The 16017-nt window shown below is 66.8% G+C and carries 16 protein-coding genes and 1 tRNA gene; 12 read left to right on the plus strand and 5 right to left on the minus strand.

All coding sequences use genetic code 11. From position 1 onward, the window contains the following. Nucleotides 1-6: 6 nt before the first annotated feature. The 4 genes from U1839_RS15465 to U1839_RS15480 are packed head-to-tail and all read left to right on the plus strand — an operon-like array spanning nucleotide 7 to nucleotide 3510. Complete coding sequence (locus tag U1839_RS15465; RefSeq protein WP_332804504.1) at nucleotides 7-1935, plus strand: heme lyase CcmF/NrfE family subunit; 1929 nt, start codon at nucleotides 7-9, stop codon at nucleotides 1933-1935. Next, the gene (locus U1839_RS15470) at nucleotides 1932-2459 is read left to right on the plus strand and encodes a redoxin family protein (RefSeq protein WP_332804505.1); all 528 of its coding nucleotides are present in this window, start codon (nucleotides 1932-1934) and stop codon (nucleotides 2457-2459) included. Before U1839_RS15465 ends, U1839_RS15470 begins: the two co-directional genes overlap by 4 nt. Next, nucleotides 2456-2863 carry a cytochrome c-type biogenesis protein gene (locus U1839_RS15475; RefSeq protein WP_332804506.1) on the plus strand — a complete coding sequence of 136 codons (408 nt, stop codon included), beginning with the start codon at nucleotides 2456-2458 and terminating at the stop codon, nucleotides 2861-2863. The genes U1839_RS15470 and U1839_RS15475 overlap by 4 nt, the downstream gene beginning before the upstream one ends. Next, complete coding sequence (locus U1839_RS15480; protein WP_332804507.1) at nucleotides 2863-3510, plus strand: tetratricopeptide repeat protein; 648 nt, start codon at nucleotides 2863-2865, stop codon at nucleotides 3508-3510. The genes U1839_RS15475 and U1839_RS15480 overlap by 1 nt, the downstream gene beginning before the upstream one ends. Here U1839_RS15480 and ald read toward each other — a convergent pair. Further along, entirely contained in the window at nucleotides 3507-4613 is a 1107-nt protein-coding gene (gene ald / locus U1839_RS15485; protein WP_332804508.1) for an alanine dehydrogenase, read from the minus strand. The two genes, U1839_RS15480 and ald, sit on opposite strands and share 4 nt — an antisense overlap. A gap of 134 nt (nucleotides 4614-4747) precedes the next feature. On the opposite strand from ald, the gene U1839_RS15490 reads away from it, so the two are divergent. The 3 genes from U1839_RS15490 to U1839_RS15500 all read left to right on the plus strand — a co-directional run bounded on the left by U1839_RS15490 (nucleotide 4748) and on the right by U1839_RS15500 (nucleotide 7779). Continuing rightward, entirely contained in the window at nucleotides 4748-5242 is a 495-nt protein-coding gene (locus U1839_RS15490; protein WP_281126283.1) for an Lrp/AsnC family transcriptional regulator, read from the plus strand. A gap of 135 nt (nucleotides 5243-5377) precedes the next feature. Further along, nucleotides 5378-7258 carry a potassium transporter Kup gene (locus U1839_RS15495; RefSeq protein ID WP_332804576.1) on the plus strand — a complete coding sequence of 627 codons (1881 nt, stop codon included), beginning with the start codon at nucleotides 5378-5380 and terminating at the stop codon, nucleotides 7256-7258. Next, nucleotides 7255-7779: a 2'-5' RNA ligase family protein gene (locus U1839_RS15500; RefSeq protein WP_332804509.1), complete on the plus strand. Its 525-nt coding sequence runs from the start codon at nucleotides 7255-7257 to the stop codon at nucleotides 7777-7779. The genes U1839_RS15495 and U1839_RS15500 overlap by 4 nt, the downstream gene beginning before the upstream one ends. A 115-nt stretch (nucleotides 7780-7894) precedes the next feature. Here the strand turns inward: U1839_RS15500 and U1839_RS15505 are convergent. After that, nucleotides 7895-7971, minus strand: a tRNA-Met gene (locus U1839_RS15505). A 191-nt stretch (nucleotides 7972-8162) separates the two neighbouring features. Here U1839_RS15505 and U1839_RS15510 point away from each other — a divergent pair. The 3 genes from U1839_RS15510 (at nucleotide 8163) to trxB (ending at nucleotide 11302) form a co-directional block, all read left to right on the plus strand. Then, nucleotides 8163-9272, plus strand: coding sequence for an S-(hydroxymethyl)glutathione dehydrogenase/class III alcohol dehydrogenase (locus U1839_RS15510; RefSeq protein WP_332804510.1), 1110 nt, complete (start codon nucleotides 8163-8165; stop codon nucleotides 9270-9272). Then, complete coding sequence (fghA, locus tag U1839_RS15515; RefSeq protein ID WP_332804511.1) at nucleotides 9272-10108, plus strand: S-formylglutathione hydrolase; 837 nt, start codon at nucleotides 9272-9274, stop codon at nucleotides 10106-10108. Before U1839_RS15510 ends, fghA begins: the two co-directional genes overlap by 1 nt. Before the next feature lie 219 nt (nucleotides 10109-10327). Beyond that, a complete protein-coding gene (gene trxB, locus U1839_RS15520; RefSeq protein WP_332804512.1) occupies nucleotides 10328-11302 on the plus strand; it encodes a thioredoxin-disulfide reductase in 975 nt (324 codons plus the stop codon). A 44-nt stretch (nucleotides 11303-11346) separates the two neighbouring features. Here trxB and U1839_RS15525 read toward each other — a convergent pair whose 3' ends face one another. From U1839_RS15525 to U1839_RS15535, 3 genes are read right to left on the minus strand one after another with little or no spacing between them, the layout of a single operon-like run. Continuing rightward, a complete protein-coding gene (locus tag U1839_RS15525) occupies nucleotides 11347-12150 on the minus strand; it encodes a hydrolase 1, exosortase A system-associated (protein ID WP_332804513.1) in 804 nt (267 codons plus the stop codon). Then, complete coding sequence (locus tag U1839_RS15530; RefSeq protein WP_332804514.1) at nucleotides 12138-12845, minus strand: alpha/beta hydrolase family protein; 708 nt, start codon at nucleotides 12843-12845, stop codon at nucleotides 12138-12140. Before U1839_RS15530 ends, U1839_RS15525 begins: the two co-directional genes overlap by 13 nt. Nucleotides 12846-12869: 24 nt before the next feature. Beyond that, nucleotides 12870-13169: an acyl carrier protein gene (locus U1839_RS15535; RefSeq protein ID WP_332804515.1), complete on the minus strand. Its 300-nt coding sequence runs from the start codon at nucleotides 13167-13169 to the stop codon at nucleotides 12870-12872. A 78-nt stretch (nucleotides 13170-13247) separates the two neighbouring features. Between U1839_RS15535 and U1839_RS15540 the strand changes: the two genes are divergently transcribed. Next, the gene (locus U1839_RS15540; protein WP_332804516.1) at nucleotides 13248-14750 is read left to right on the plus strand and encodes an acyl-CoA ligase (AMP-forming), exosortase A system-associated; all 1503 of its coding nucleotides are present in this window, start codon (nucleotides 13248-13250) and stop codon (nucleotides 14748-14750) included. Next, nucleotides 14747-15985, plus strand: a complete 1239-nt coding sequence (locus tag U1839_RS15545) for a pyridoxal-dependent decarboxylase, exosortase A system-associated (RefSeq protein ID WP_332804517.1) — start codon at nucleotides 14747-14749, stop codon at nucleotides 15983-15985. Before U1839_RS15540 ends, U1839_RS15545 begins: the two co-directional genes overlap by 4 nt. Nucleotides 15986-16017 lie beyond the last annotated feature (32 nt).

A 16017-nucleotide genomic window follows, 5' to 3' on the forward strand; every position in this document is an offset into this window, starting at 1 on the left:
TAAGCGATGATCGCCGAAGCCGGCCTTGCGGCGCTGTGGCTCGCGGGCGCACTCGCTGCCCTCCAGCTGATCCTCGCGGCGATCGGCATCGGCAAGGCAAACACCGACGCGATGGCCGCCGTCCGGCCCATCGCCGTGGTGCAGGGGCTGCTCGCGGTGCTGGCGATGTCGCTGCTCATCACCGTCTTCATGCAGAGCGACATGTCGGTGCTGCTCGTTGCCGAGAACAGCCATTCGGACAAGCCGCTGCTCTACAAGTTCGCCGGCGCCTGGGGGAACCATGAGGGCTCGATGCTGCTGTGGGTCACGATCCTCGGCGTCGCGGGCGGGGCGGTGGCCTTGCTCGAACGCCGGATCGATGAGCGCACGTTGATCGCGACGCTCGGCGCGCAGGCCGCGATCGCGCTGGGCTTCTACGCTTTCCTGCTCTTCTCCTCGAACCCGTTCGCGCGGCTCAATCCGGCGCCCGCCGACGGCAACGGGCTCAACCCGCTGCTGCAGGACCCCGGCCTCGCCTTCCATCCGCCGACGCTCTACATCGGTTATGTCGGCGTTTCGGTCGCCTTCTCCTTCGCGGTCGGCGCGCTGGTGACACGCGACGTCGGGCCGGCTTTTGCTCGCGCGATGCGGCCCTGGGTGCTCGGCGCGTGGATCTTCCTGACGCTCGGCATTACCGCCGGCAGCTACTGGGCCTATTATGAGCTCGGCTGGGGCGGCTGGTGGTTCTGGGATCCGGTCGAGAACGCCTCGCTGATGCCGTGGCTCGCCGCCACCGCCTTGCTCCATTCGGTGACCGTGCTGGCGACGCGCGACGGCCTGCGCGCCTGGACGGTGATGCTCGCGGTGGTCGCTTTCTCGATGTCGATGATCGGCACCTTCCTCGTCCGCTCGGGCATCCTGACCAGTGTCCATGCCTTTGCCGTCGATCCCAAGCGCGGCGCCTTCATCCTCGCGCTGCTCGCCATCTATATCGGCGGGGCGCTGGTGCTGTTTGCGGCGCGCGTCGGCACGGTACGCGCCGGCAACACCTTCGAGGCGGTGAGCCGCGAGGGGGCACTGGTCGCGAACAACCTGCTGCTCAGCGTCGTGCTCGGCATCGTGCTGATCGGCACGCTCTATCCGATCGTCGCGGCGGCGTTCGGCGTGCAGCTGTCGATCGGCCCGCCCTTTTTCGACAAGACCGCCGGGCCGATCGCGCTGATTCTCGTCGCGATCATGGGGGCGGGGCCGCTGATGCGCTGGCGCCGCGATGGCGCGCGCGCGGTGCTGGGGCGGATGGTCGTACCGATCGCGCTATCCGCGGTGACACTGGTGCTGTTTCTCGTCTTTGGCGGCGGTGTCGCCATCCTGCCGCTGCTGGGCCTGACGCTTGCCGCCGGTCTTGCCGCTGCCAGCGTTGCGCCGCTGTGGAAGCGCAACCTGCGGCGCACGCCGCTGTTCACCTGGGGCATGGTGATCGCGCATCTCGGCATTGCGGTGAGCCTGGCCGGGATGGCGTCCGACAGCGCCTTCACCCAGCAGGTGCTGATCGCGACGAAACTCGGCGAGCCGCAGCATGTCGGGCCCTTCACGATCACGCTCGACTCGATCGCGCCGGTGGTCGGGCCGAACTATTCCGCGCTCGAGGCGACGCTGACCGCGCGGCGCGGCAATGGCGCCGGGTTCACGCTCAAGCCGCAGTCACGCTTCTTCGCCACGCCGGCGACGGTGACGAGCGAGAGCGCGATCGCGACCAAGCTCGACGGGCAACTCTATACGGTTCTCGGCCAGCAGGACGAGCAGGGGCGCTGGCAGCTGCGACTGTGGTGGAAGCCGTTCGTGACCTTCATCTGGCTCGGCGGCGCGCTGATCGCGCTTGGGGGCGTGTTGTCGCTGCTCGGCCGGCTGTGGCGCGAGCGACGGACGTGGAAGCGCGACGAGGAGCCGCTGGCATGAAGCGCTGGCTGCTCTGGTTGCCGTTCCTCGGCTTCATCCTGCTGTTCGCGGTGATTACCTTCGGCCTGAAGAAGCCCGCGGAGCGCACGATCAAGTCGGCGATGGTCGGCCAGACCTTGCCGGTGTTCGCGCTGCCGCCGATCGTGCCGGGCAAGGCTGGCCTGGCGAGCAAGGATATCGTCGGGGGCAAGCCAAGGCTGCTCAACGTCTTCGCCAGCTGGTGCCTGCCGTGCATCGCCGAGGCGCCGCAACTGATGGCGCTCAAACAGGCCGGGGTCGAGATCGATGGCGTCGCAGTGCGCGATACCACGCCGGCCTTGCAGAACTTCCTCGCCCGCAACGGCGACCCCTATGCGCGGATCGGTGACGACAAGGAAAGCAGCGTCCAGCTGTCGATCGGCTCGTCAGGGGTCCCGGAAACCTTCCTGATCGACGCGAAGGGCAAGATCATCGAACAGCATATCGGCGACATCCGCGCCGAAGAGGTTCCCGACATCCTTGCCAAGTTGCGGGCGGCACAGTGAGGCGCGCGCTCCTACCGCTGCTCGTCCTGCTCGCCGCGCCCGCGCTGGCCGACAGCAACCTGCCGCCGGCGGCGATGGCCAATACCCAGCTAAAGGACCCGGCCAAGGAGGCAAAGGCGCGCGAACTGATGTACACGCTGCGCTGCCTCGTCTGCCAGGGCCAGTCGATCGCCGACAGCGATGCCGAGATGGCCGGCGACATGCGCGCGCTGGTGCGCCAGCGGATCGCGGCGGGCGAGAGCCCCGACAGCGTGCGACGCTGGCTGATCGCGCGCTATGGCGACTATGTCACCTATGATCCGCCGTTCAGCTGGGTCACCGCGCCCTTGTGGCTCGCGCCGATCGTCATGCTCGCCATCGGTGCGTTCCTCGCGCGCGGCAGTTTCAAACGGAAGAAGCGCTGATGGGTTGGCTGGCACTCGCCCTGATCGGGATCGCCGCGGCGGGCGCGCTGCGGCTGATCGGCGTCGGCCGCGAAATGTTCTGGTTCGTCGGTGCCGCGCTGATGCTCGGTGCGACGGGTTATGCGCTGCAGGGCAGCCCGTCGGTGCCGGCGCACCCCGTCACCGCCAACACCACGCCGATCGAGGTCGATTCGGGGCTGGTCGCGCTGCGTGGCAAGATGTTCGGCATCGCGACGGGTGAGTGGGCGTTCATGGGTACGGCCGACGCGCTGATCCGCGGTGGCGACCTGCGCAGCGCCAGTTCGCTGATCCTTTCCGGCATCCGCCAGTCGCCGCGCAGCGCGATGCTGTGGACCGGGCTCGGCACGGTGCTGGCGCAGCATGACGGCGACACCATGTCGCCGGCGGCGCTGCTCGCCTTCCGCCGCGCCGTCGCACTGGCGCCCGAGCATCCCGGGCCGCCCTTCTTCCTCGGTGTCGCCTTTGTGCGCGCCCAGCAATTGCCGGCGGCGCGCGCCGCCTGGGCACGCGCGCTGCAGCTGACACCGCCGACCGCCGACTATCATGACGAACTGGCCGAGCGGCTCGCGCTGCTCGACCGGTTCCTCGCCGAGAATGCCGGCGCGCCGGGCGCGCCCGCGCCTTAGGCGGACCACGCCTCGAACGGCAGGTCGAGTGCTTCGGCGACGGCCTGGTGGCGGATCTTGCCGCCCGAGACGTTGAGGCCGGCGGCGAGGTGGTGATCGGCCTTCATCGCCGCTTCGGCACCGAGATTGGCGAGGCGCAGCGCGAAGGGCAGCGTCGCATTGTTGAGCGCGAAGGTCGAGGTGCGCGCGACCGCGCCCGGCATGTTGGCGACGCAATAGTGGATCACGCCGTCGACCTCGAACACGGGATTGTCGTGCGTCGTGGCATGGCTGGTCTCGAAGCAGCCGCCCTGGTCGATCGCGATGTCGACGAGCACCGAGCCGCGTTTCATCGTCTTGAGCATCTCGCGCGTGACGAGCTTGGGCGCCGCCGCGCCGGGGACGAGCACCGCGCCGATGACAAGATGCGCGTTCCTCACCGCCGAGGCGATCGCCGCCTTGGAGGCATAGGCGGTCTTGATCTGGCTCGAGAAGAACATGTCGAGTTCGGCGAGCCGTGCGTTCGAGATGTCGTAGATCGTCACGTCGGCGCGCATGCCGACCGCCATCTGCGCGGCGTTGACGCCCGACACCCCGCCGCCGAGGATCGCGACGCGGGCGGGGGCCACGCCGGGGACGCCGCCCAGCAGCACACCGCGGCCGCCCTGTTCCTTTTCGAGATAGTGCGCGCCGACCTGGATCGACATGCGGCCGGCGACTTCGCTCATCGGCTTGAGCAGTGGCAGCGAGCGATCGTTGGCGGTCACCGTCTCATAGGCGATGCAGGTCGCGCCCGACTTGATCAGTCCTTCGGCCTGCGGCTTGTCGGCGGCGAGGTGGAGATAGGTGAACAGCACATGGTGCGGCTGGAGCATCGCGACTTCCTGCGGCTGCGGCTCCTTGACCTTCACGATCATGTCGCTGTCGGCGAAGACGGTCTGCGCATCGCCGACGATGCGCGCGCCGGCCGCGACATAGTCGCTGTCCTCGAAATCGATGCCCATGCCGGCGCCGGTCTGGACGATCACCTCATGGCCGGCGGCGGTCAGTTCCGACACCGAGGGCGGGGTGAGCCCGACGCGATATTCGTGATTCTTGATTTCTCTCGGCACACCGACGCGCATGACTCTCTCCATCACCTTGGGGGGCTGTTGCCCCGCTATAAAGGAGATGGAGCCGGAAATCCCTGCAAAGGCCATTGTTTGGCGGGGGAGGAATGCATAAGTCCCGCGCGCACGTCAGGATCGGCCGTGAAAACATGCAACTTGATCGAATCGACGCCGCGATCCTCAAGCTCGTCGCGCTCGATGCGCGGGCTTCAGTGAGCCAGATCGCGAACAAGGTCGGGCTGTCGCAATCGGCCTGCACGCGCCGGATCCAGGCGCTCGAAGCGTCGGAACATATTACCGGTTACGGCGCGCGACTCGGCCATCGCCGGCTCGGCTTTCATGTCACCGCGCTGGTCGATATCACGCTGGGTACGCAGGTCGGCGAGGATCTCGCGCAGTTCGAGCGCGCGGTCGCCGAGATCGATGGTATCGTCGAGTGCGCACTGGTATCGGGCGCGCAGGATTATCGGCTCAAGATCGTCTGTCGCGACCTCGACGATTATGAGCGCATGCACCGCGAGCATCTCGGCCGGTTGCCCGGCGTCAACACGATCAGCAGCAGCTTCGTGCTTCGCGCCGTGCCGACGCGCGGCGAGGCAGAGGCGCTGTTCGGCGGCGCTGTTGCAGGGGGTAATGCCGCGTGATAGGGCGCCGCACCGCTCGCTTCGGGGGCCTTGAGCGCAGTAGATCGTTATGCACCAGATGCAGTCTTTCGACAGAAACCTTTCGCGGTGAGTGACGCCGTTTCTGGCGCCGGTGCCGGCGTCGAACCCGCCGCGATGCCGCAGGCTCACGCTCACACGCAGGACGGGCTGATCAAGCTCGCCGTCGGTGCGATCGGCGTGGTGTTCGGCGACATCGGCACCAGTCCGCTCTACGCCTTTCGCGAAACATTTGCCGGGCATCACAAGCTCGCGCTCGACCTGGCCCATATCATGGGCGTCACCAGCCTGATGTTCTGGTCGATGATGATCGTCGTCAGCCTGAAATATGTCACGATCATCATGCGCGCCGACAACAAGGGCGAGGGCGGCAGCCTGGCGCTGCTTGCGCTCGTCTCGGGGCGCACCAAGACGCGGCGCTGGTCGAACGGCATCATCCTGCTCGGCGTGTTCGCGACGGCACTGTTCTACGGCGACAGCATGATCACCCCCGCGGTCACCGTGCTCGGCGCGGTCGAGGGGCTTGCGGTGGCCGAACCGGGGCTGGTTTCGCTGATCATCCCGATCTCGGCGGTGATCCTGATCGGGCTGTTCCTGATCCAGCGCAACGGCACCTCGCGCATCGGCCTGCTGTTCGGCCCGGTGATGCTGCTCTATTTCGCGGTGATCGCGACGCTCGGCGTGATGAGCATCATGCAGACGCCGACCGTGTTGTGGGCGTTCTCGCCGCATTATGCGGTCGAGTTCTTCCTGCTCGATCCGGTCCGCGCGTTTCTGGCGCTCGGTTCGGTCGTGCTGGCCGTGACGGGTGCTGAGGCGCTCTACGCCGATATGGGGCATTTCGGGCGCAATCCGATTCGCGTGTCGTGGCTGTTCTTCGTGCTGCCGGCGCTGATGATGAACTATATGGGCCAGGCCGCTTTGCTCGCGCGGGTCGGCGCGCCTGCGCTGGAAAGCCCGTTCTACCTGCTCGCGCCAGAGGCGCTGCGCTTCCCGCTGGTGATTCTCGCCACCGCTGCGGCGGTCATCGCCAGCCAGGCGGTGATCTCCGGCGCCTTTTCGGTGACGCAGCAGGCGATCCAGCTCGGCTTCATACCGCGGCTGCGGATCGAGCATACCAGCGCCTCGACCGCAGGGCAGATCTACGTGCCGCTGATCAACTGGCTGTTGCTGGCGATGGTGCTGATCCTGATCATCTTCTTCCGCACCTCGTCTAACCTGACCTCGGCCTATGGCATCGCGGTGACCGGGGCGATGACGATCGATACCTGCCTGCTGGCGGTCGTGCTGTCGCGACTGTGGCATTGGCCGCGTTATTACTCGATTCCGCTGCTCACGGTGCTGTTTCTCGTCGACGGCATCTATCTGACCGCGAACCTGACCAAGATTCCCTCGGGCGGCTGGTTCCCGCTGCTGATCGGGTTGATCGTCTTCACCTTCCTGACAACCTGGTCGAAGGGGCGCCAGCTGATGATCGAGCGGATGCGCGAGGGCGCGATGCCGATCAAGGTCTTCATCCATTCCGCCGCAAGTTCGGCGGCGCGCGTGCCGGGGACGGCGGTGTTCATGACCTCGTCGCCCGACGGCGTGCCGCACGCGCTGCTGCACAACCTCAAGCACAACAAGATCCTGCACGAGCGCGTCATCCTGCTCACCGTCAAGATCATGGACCAGCCTTATTGGCCCGAGCTCGAACGGTGCCATCTCGACGATCTCGGCGAGGGCTTCCACCGGCTGATTCTCAAATACGGCTTCATGGAGGAACCCGACGTCCCCGCGGCGCTGGCCAATGTCGATCGTTGCGGCGCGGCGTTCCGCATGATGGACACCAGCTTCTTCCTCGCGCGGCAGACGCTGCTGCCGTCGGACAAGCCGGGCATGATGATCTGGCGCGAGAAGCTGTTCGCCTGGATGTTGCGCAACGCCGAAAGCGCGATGGAGTTCTTCCGCCTGCCGACCAACCGCGTGGTCGAACTGGGCAGCCAGGTCGAGATTTGAGCGCGCCGGCGGTGCCGGCTCCGGCGCCGATCATCGTCACGGCGCTGTTCGGGGCGGCGGACGCGGCGTGGTTCGACCGGCTGCGGCGCCAGCATTTCCCGCCGGAGCGCAATCATCTCGCGGCGCACCTGACGATGTTCCACCATCTCCCTCCTTCGCTGGCGGGCGAGATCAAGCGCCAGCTCGCGAGCGCGACGCGCGGCGTGGCGGCGCCGCATGCGCAGATCGCCGGGCTGGTCTCGCTGGGAGCGGGGGTCGCTTATCGCATCGACAGCGACGACCTACGGGCGATTCGCGGTCGGCTGGCCGATCACTTCACCGGGATGTTGACGCCGCAGGACCAGGCTGGCTGGCGTCCGCATGTGACGGTCCAGAACAAGGTCAGGCCGGACGTGGCGCGCGCGTTGCTGCGCGCGCTGGAAGCCGATTTTACGCCGCGCCGTCTCGCGATCGCCGGCCTCGCTTCATGGTGGTATCGCGGTGGGCCCTGGGAACCACTGTCGCGGCACATGTTCGCCTGACCGCAAGGGTTGGCGCGTCTTCGGATAAAATCGGGGCTGGGGTTCTCTCGTCACGCTCAACGACCATGACATAAGCGCAAGCAGCCGGGGAACCACGGGATCGCTAATCATGTGTTGGTAGCGGTGGCTGGACTTGAACCAGCGACCTCAGCATTATGAGTGCTGCGCTCTAACCAGCTGAGCTACACCGCCGTGGAAGCGGGCCTATGGCGGGGGATGGCTACGTGGTCAAGGGGTAGATGGCGGGCAAGCCTCCCTGACCCGGAGAAGTTGAACGGTCTGGCGGCCAGATACCTTATCGGCATCGCGCCACGCCATTTCCGTGCTTGGCGCGCCGCGCATTTCGGGCAAAGACGCGGCAAAACTGTCGGAGATTCCCTGCCATGAAGACTCGCGCCGCCGTTGCGTTCGAAGCCAAGAAGCCCCTCGAGATCGTCGAGCTCGACCTGGAGGGGCCGAAGGCCGGCGAAGTGCTGGTCGAAATCATGGCGACGGGCATCTGTCATACCGACGCCTATACGCTCGACGGGTTGGACAGCGAGGGTATCTTCCCGTCGATCCTGGGCCATGAGGGCGCCGGCATTGTGCGCGAGGTCGGGCCGGGCGTGACATCGGTCAAGCCGGGCGACCATGTCATCCCGCTCTACACGCCGGAGTGCCGCCAGTGTAAGTCGTGCCTCAGCGGCAAGACCAATTTGTGCACCGCGATCCGCGCGACGCAGGGCAAGGGGCTGATGCCCGATGGCACCAGCCGCTTCAGCTACAAGGGCCAGACAGTCTTTCATTATATGGGCTGCTCGACCTTCTCGAACTTCACCGTCCTGCCCGAGATCGCGGTCGCCAAGATCCGCGACGATGCGCCGTTCAAAACCAGTTGCTATATCGGTTGCGGCGTCACGACGGGCGTCGGCGCGGTGGTCAACACCGCCAAGGTGCGCCCGGGCGACAATGTCATCGTCTTCGGCCTTGGCGGGATCGGCCTCAATGTGCTGCAGGGCGCCAAGATGGCCGGCGCGAACCTGATCGTCGGCGTCGACATCAACCCCGACCGCGAGGAATGGGGCCGCAAATTCGGCATGACGCACTTCGTCAACCCGAAGGACGTCGATGGCGATATCGTCGCCTATCTCGTCGCGCTGACCGACGGTGGCGCCGACTATACCTTCGATTGCACCGGCAACACGACGGTGATGCGCCAGGCGCTCGAGGCGTGCCATCGCGGCTGGGGCACCTCGATCATCATCGGCGTGGCCGAGGCGGGCAAGGAAATCAGCACGCGGCCGTTCCAGCTCGTCACCGGGCGCAACTGGCGCGGCACCGCGTTCGGCGGCGCGCGCGGGCGCACCGACGTACCCAAGATCGTCGACTGGTACATGGACGGCAAGATCCAGATCGACCCGATGATTACGCACGTCCTCAGCCTCGACGAGATCAACAAGGGCTTCGACCTGATGCACGCCGGCGAGAGCATCCGCAGCGTCGTGGTCTATTGATGGAGACGATCAGCACCAATCGCGCGCATGGTGGCACGCAGGGCGTCTATCGCCATGACTCCGCCGTGACGGGCACGCCGATGACCTTCTCGGTCTTCGTGCCCGACGCGCCGGCGGGAACGCGCCTGCCGGTGCTGTGGTATCTGTCGGGGCTGACCTGCACGCACGCCAACGTCACCGACAAGGGCGAGTACCGCGCGGCCTGCGCCGAACATGGCGTGATCTTCATCGCGCCCGACACCAGCCCGCGCGGCGACGGCGTGCCCGATGCCGATGGTTATGATTTCGGGCAGGGCGCCGGCTTCTATGTCGACGCGACCGAAGAGCCATGGTCGGCCAATTTCCGCATGAAGTCTTATGTCGAGGACGAACTGCCCGCGCTGATCGCAGCCGAGTTCCCGGCAGCGGATCTGTCGCGGCAGGGGATCACGGGGCATTCGATGGGCGGGCACGGCTCGCTGACCATCGCGATGCGCAACCCCGATCGTTTCCGCAGCGTTTCGGCCTTCGCACCGATCGTGTCGCCGCTGCATTGCCCCTGGGGCGAGAAGGCGCTTGGCGGTTATATCGGTGCCGACAAGGGGGCGTGGCGCGCCCATGATGCCTGCGCGCTGATTGCTGATGGTGCGCGCGTGCCGGAAATCCTGGTCGATCAAGGTGATGCCGACCAGTTCCTCGCAGAGCAGCTCAAGCCCGAGCTGTTGCGGCAAGCCTGTGACGATGCCGGCATTGCGCTGACGCTGCGGATGCAGCCGGGCTATGACCACAGCTATTATTTCATCTCTACCTTCATGGCCGACCACATCGCCTGGCATGCCGCTCGGCTTAAGGGTTAGGCGACGCCGGCAGCTTCTCTACCTTTCCCGGCGAAGGCCGGGATCCAGCTGCGGAACGGTGCTGGTGATTGCCGGGCTTCATTACCGCTGCCTTCCCAACCGGGCGCCGGCCTTTGCCGGGGAAGTTAGGGGAGAGTAACGCGGTGGTCGCTTCAACCACCCGTTGCGACCACCGCGCGCACGCCCTAGATGCCGATGCTCGCTGATACGGATTGATCGATGACCACCCACACCTCGCGCATGCTCATTCTCGGTTCTGGCCCGGCCGGCCTTTCGGCCGCCATCTATGGCGCGCGGGCGGGGATGAAACCTGTGCTCGTCCAGGGCATCCAGCCCGGCGGGCAGCTGATGACGACCACCGATGTCGAGAATTATCCCGGCTTCGCCGACGTCATCCAGGGCCCGTGGCTGATGGAGCAGATGCAGAAGCAGGCCGAGCATGTCGGCACGCGGCTGATGTACGACACCATCGTCGAGGTCGACCTGACGCGGCGCCCGTTCCGGCTGATCGGCGATGGCGGCGACGTCTATGAAGGCGAAGTGCTGGTCATCGCGACCGGCGCGCAGGCCAAATGGCTTGGGCTCGACAGTGAGGATGCCTTGAAGGGCAAGGGCGTCAGTGCCTGCGCGACCTGCGACGGCTTCTTCTATCGCGGCAAGAAGGTCGCGGTGATCGGTGGCGGCAACACCGCGGTCGAGGAGGCGCTGTACCTCACCAACCATTCGCCCGACGTGACCTTGATCCATCGCCGCGACACGCTGCGCGCGGAGAAGATCCTGCAGGAGCGGCTGTTCGCCAATGAGCGCATTACCGTGATCTGGAACAAGGAAGTGCGCGGTTTCGTCGACGGCGGCGGCATGGCGGGCCTCGTCGCGCTGGATCTCGAAGACACGGTGACCGGCGAGCATTCGCGGCTCGATGTCGACGGCGGCTTCGTCGCGATCGGCCACCATCCGGCGACCGAGCTGTTCCGCGGGCATCTGGAACTCGACAGCGACCATTATATCAAGGTGGAGACGGGCACGACGCGCACCAGCGTCCCCGGCGTGTTTGCCTGCGGCGACGTGATGGACAAGGTCTATCGCCAGGCCGTTACTGCGGCAGGCACGGGTTGCATGGCGGCGCTCGATGCCGAGCGCTTCCTCGCGGAGGTCGATTTCGAGAGCGCGCACACCGCTGTCGCGGCTGAATAACGCTTAATCTCAATAGTTTTCACGCCGAGGCTGCTGCGTCGTCGTCATTGGGGCGCTCGCGCGAGGGCGGTGCTGATCTGGTCGAAAAGCCAGGCCTTGTCCTCGGCACTCGCGAAACTGTGGCTGGCGCTGTCGCGCATTTCCAGACGGACGTTATCGTTGATGGTCGCGCCACCAGCCGCGTCCCATGCCGAACGAAAGGCGATCGCAGTGCTGTCGCGGGTCGCCAGCAGGATGGTGGCCGGTACAGGATCGATCGCCAGCGCGGCGAAGAAGCGCTCGGCCAGAGCGTTGATTTGCTCGCTGTTTGCGTGAGAAATCTTCTTCAAGCCACGGGCAACATTGCCGATATTGACGCCTCCACGGAATAACCGCAGCCATTCGCGCGGGTCGCGCAAGCGCTCGGCGTACCGCGCCCGAATGGCGCTGGCCGGCGGAAGGTCGTCCTTTTGCTCGATCACCCAAGGATTGGCGAGGATCAGTGCGTCGATACCCGAAGCCTGATGGAACATCGCCAGCGCGGTCGCCGCATCGCAATTCCCGAAGCCGACGAGCCGCTTCACGCCCGTCTCCGCGCAAAAGGTCGCTGCCGCAGCCGCGATGTCGGGGGCGGAACTGGCGTAGCCGCGATTCTCGCCGGTCGAATCACCCACGCCGCGGCGATCGAAGCGGAATACCGGGGTGCCGGCCGCCGCCAGCCTGGCGGCGAGCGACGCCATGCCACGATGCGCGCCGGCACGGATCTCGTTGCCGCCCGAGACGATCAGCAACCCGGTCTTGCCATTGGCCCCGTCGAGCGAGCCGACCAGCGTGTCGCCCGCGCAGGGAAACTCGATCAGCCGCCGCATGTCGCGATCCAGCCGGCGATATCGTCGGCAAGCAGGGTGGCGAGCGCGATGTCATTGTCCGGTTCGCTGCGACGCCATAAAGGCGCGCCATCGACATGGCGGTCTGCGACCATAGCGTCGCTGTCGAGGCGCACTGTCCGCAGGCGCCCCGATGTGGTCGGCTCGGCGGCAGCGAATTCGGCAAGCAAGGTGCGACTCATCCGGTTGCCGGCGATCTCGATCGGCGGCCCGGGCTCGGTGAGCGTCGTCGGATCGAAGGCGGTGCCGGCTTCCTTCGCCGCGGCAAGCGCGATGCGGCCGAGGTCGCGTACAACAGCGGCGCCGGGGAGTGGCGCGAAATGCCAGCGGCTATCGGCCACGGCATCGCGATCGACCAGCGCGCCGCCGCGCAGGGCCATGACATGAACCGCGGCATATCGCGAGCGGAGCGAAGCTGCCGCTGCCGCAAAGCCCTCTATCCAATGCGATAGCGACGCTTGTTCAGTTTCGATCTCGCTTTCGCCGGTGCCGGGCAGGTCGGGCACGGCGCCGGCGATACCGCGCGCTGCGAGCAGCCGCAGGATGGTCAAGCCGAAGGCGCGCGTGCGGTTGGCCTCTTCGAACAGCGGCACCGCCGCGACCACGACCGGGCCGCTGGCAGGGCCGAAGCGCAGCATCGCCTCGCGCCCGCCGGCCCAATCATAGTGGTCTATCAACCGACCGCTCTCATCGCGGCGCCGTCATGTCAGCGCCTTTGCCGCCATGAAACGGACCAGCGACCCGAAGGACTCCAGCATCTCGCCATCGACCTCGTCATCCTCGATCAGCACGCCGAGCCGGTCTTCCAGCTCGGTCAGCAAGCCGGCAACGGCCATCGAATCGAGTTCGGGCAGCGCGCCGAACAGCGGCGTGTCGCTGCGAAAAGCGGCGACGCGGGCGGCGTCGATTCCCAGCACGTCTCGCAATACGGCGCGCACGGTGGCGTCGACCTTGTCGTTGTCATCGGCTTGCACTGCGATCCCCGAATGCGCGCGGTTCATGTTGCAGCGCGATAGAGGCTGCGCGGGGCGATGCCAAGTGCGGCCTTGGCAGCGCGAATGGGGCAGCTATCAAGGGGCATGATCGCGCTCGATCCCACACCCTGGCCGATCGATACCCTTACCGGGCGGGGAAGGCCGCATGACGTCGCGCTGATCGATCGCGCCGGCGCGCTCGATTATGCCGGCCTGGAGGATATAGTCGGCGCCGTAGCGGCCTGGTTGCACAGCCATGGTATGCCGCCCGGCGCGCGCGTGGCGACGTGGCTGCCCAAGACGCGGCTGGCCTGTGTGATGCCGCTGGCGGCGGCGCGGGCCGGGTTGGTGCACGTGCCGATCAACCCGCTGCTCAAACGCGCGCAGGTCGCGCATATCCTGGCCGATAGCGGCGCACAGCTGCTCGTGACACAGGCCGGGCGGGCAGGGACCTTGCTACCCGACGACGTGCCGCAGGATTGCCGGATCGTGGCGGAAGAGCTGGTTCCCGTGACGGGTGACGTCATGCCGCCATCAAGTGCATCGCCCGACGATCTCGCCGCGATCCTCTACACCTCGGGCTCGACCGGGCGGCCGAAGGGCGTGATGCTCAGCCATGCCAATCTGTGGCTCGGCGCGATCTCGGTCGCGCACTATCTCAAGCTGGAACCGGCGGATCGCGTGCTCGCCGTACTGCCGCTGAGCTTCGACTATGGGCAGAGCCAGCTGCTCTCGACCTGGGCGGCGGGGGCCAGTGTGGCGCCGCTCGATTATCTGACACCGCGCGACGTCATCAAGGGCGTGGAGCGTTTCGCTGCGACGACGCTGGCAGGTGTCCCGCCGCTGTGGATCCAGCTGCTCGAGGCGGCGTGGCCGGCTGAGACGGCGGCGCGGCTGCGGCGCCTGACCAATTCTGGCGGCGCATTGACCCCGCCGATGGTCCGGGCTCTGCGCACGCTGTTCCCCCACGCCGACCTCTACGCGATGTACGGCATCACCGAGGCGTTTCGCTCGACCTATCTCGATCCCGCGCTGATCGACTCGCATCCCGAATCGATCGGCCGGGCAATTCCCTTTGCCGAAGTGATGGTGGTGCGGCCGGACGGTTCGCGCGCGGCGGCTGACGAACCGGGCGAGCTTGTCCATGCCGGGCCGCTGGTTTCACAGGGTTATTGGCGCGACCCGGCGCGTATGCCCGAGCGCTTTCGACCCGCACCGGCGCATTCGGCTCATGGCGGCACGGCGGTCTATTCGGGCGATATTGCGGTCGAGGGCGCGGACGGATTGTTGCGCTTCGTCGCGCGCGCCGACGAGATGATCAAGTCGGCCGGCAACCGGATCAGTCCGACCGAGGTCGAGGAGGCGGTGTTGGCGGGGGGCGAAGCCAGCGAGGCGGTCGCGCTGGGCGTTCCCGATGCACGGCTCGGTCAGGCGATCGTCGTCGTCGTGGCGGGCGATCCGGCCAACGAGGCGGCGCTGCGCGAGCGCTTGCGGCGTGAGTTGCCCGGCTTCATGCAGCCCATGCGCTACGAATGGCGCGCCAGCCTGCCGCGCAATGCCAATGGCAAGTTCGATCGCGCCGGTCTGCGCGCGGAGGTGACATCATGAAGCCAATGGGTGCGATTCCCGCCGATTTTGCCGGATCGGCGCCGTTGCTGATCGCCGGGCGCACTGCCGAGGACTGGATCGCTCAAGCGGGTGACACGCCGCTCTTCGTCTACGATGCCGGCGTGGTGCGACGCCGGATCGCGCTCTTCCGTCAGGTAATGCCGGCCGGGATCGACCTGCATTATGCGGTGAAAGCGAACCCGTTCGCCCCGCTGGTCGCGGCGATCGGGCTGTGGGTCGATGGGCTGGACGTCGCGTCGAAGGGCGAACTCGATCTGGTGATGGCGATCAGCGGCAAGGCCGCCAGCGCGATCAGCTTCGCCGGCCCGGGTAAACGCGATGACGAGCTCGACCTGGCGATCCGCGCCGGGGCGACGATCAATCTCGAGTCCGAAGGCGAGGCCGAGCGCGCCCTGGTGATCGCCGGGCGCCTCGGCGTCACGCCGCGCCTTGCCGTGCGCGTCAATCCCGATATCGAGCTGCGCGGTTCCGGCTTGCGCATGGGGGGGCGGGCATCGCCTTTTGGGGTCGATGCCGAGCGCGCGTCAACATTGGTGAAACGGTTGATCGAAGCCGGGGCGGATTGGCAGGGTTTTCATATCTTTGCCGGCTCGCAGGCGCTCGATGCGCAGGCAATCATCGAGACCCAGGCGGCGACGCTTGCGCTGGCCGCGCGGCTGTCCGAAGAGGCCGGAGCCGCGCCGCCGCTGGTCAATCTCGGCGGCGGCTTTGGCATTCCCTATTTTCCGGCGGACAAGCCGCTCGATGTGACGGCGGTCGGCGCGGCACTGACACGGGCGCTGGCCGATCGACCGGCGATCCTGCGCGCCTCGCGCTTCGCGATCGAACTGGGCCGGTGGTTGGTCGGCGAATGCGGTGTCTATCTGACGCGGGTTGTCGACCGGAAGGTCAGTCGTGGCGAGACTTTCCTCGTCGTCGATGGCGGGCTGCATCATCAACTCGCTGCGTCGGGGAATTTCGGCACCGTGGTGCGGCGCAACTATCCCCTCGCCGTGGCCACGGCTGCGGCTGGCGCGCCGACCGAGACGGTCACTGTGGTCGGCTGCCTGTGCACGCCGCTCGACCTGCTCGCCGACAAGGTCGCACTGCCAGTGGCGCAGCCCGGTGACGTCATCGCCATCTTCATTGCCGGTGCCTATGGCGCGTCGGCGAGCCCGGCGGCGTTCCTCGCCCACCCGCCCGCGCGCGAGCTGCTCGTGGGTCTCGCGGGATAATCCTAACGCTATCTTCACCTCTTCGGCCGATA

Origin of the sequence: Parasphingomonas halimpatiens (assembly GCF_036663795.1) — a bacterium.
Taxonomy (GTDB): Bacteria; Pseudomonadota; Alphaproteobacteria; order Sphingomonadales; family Sphingomonadaceae; genus Sphingomonas.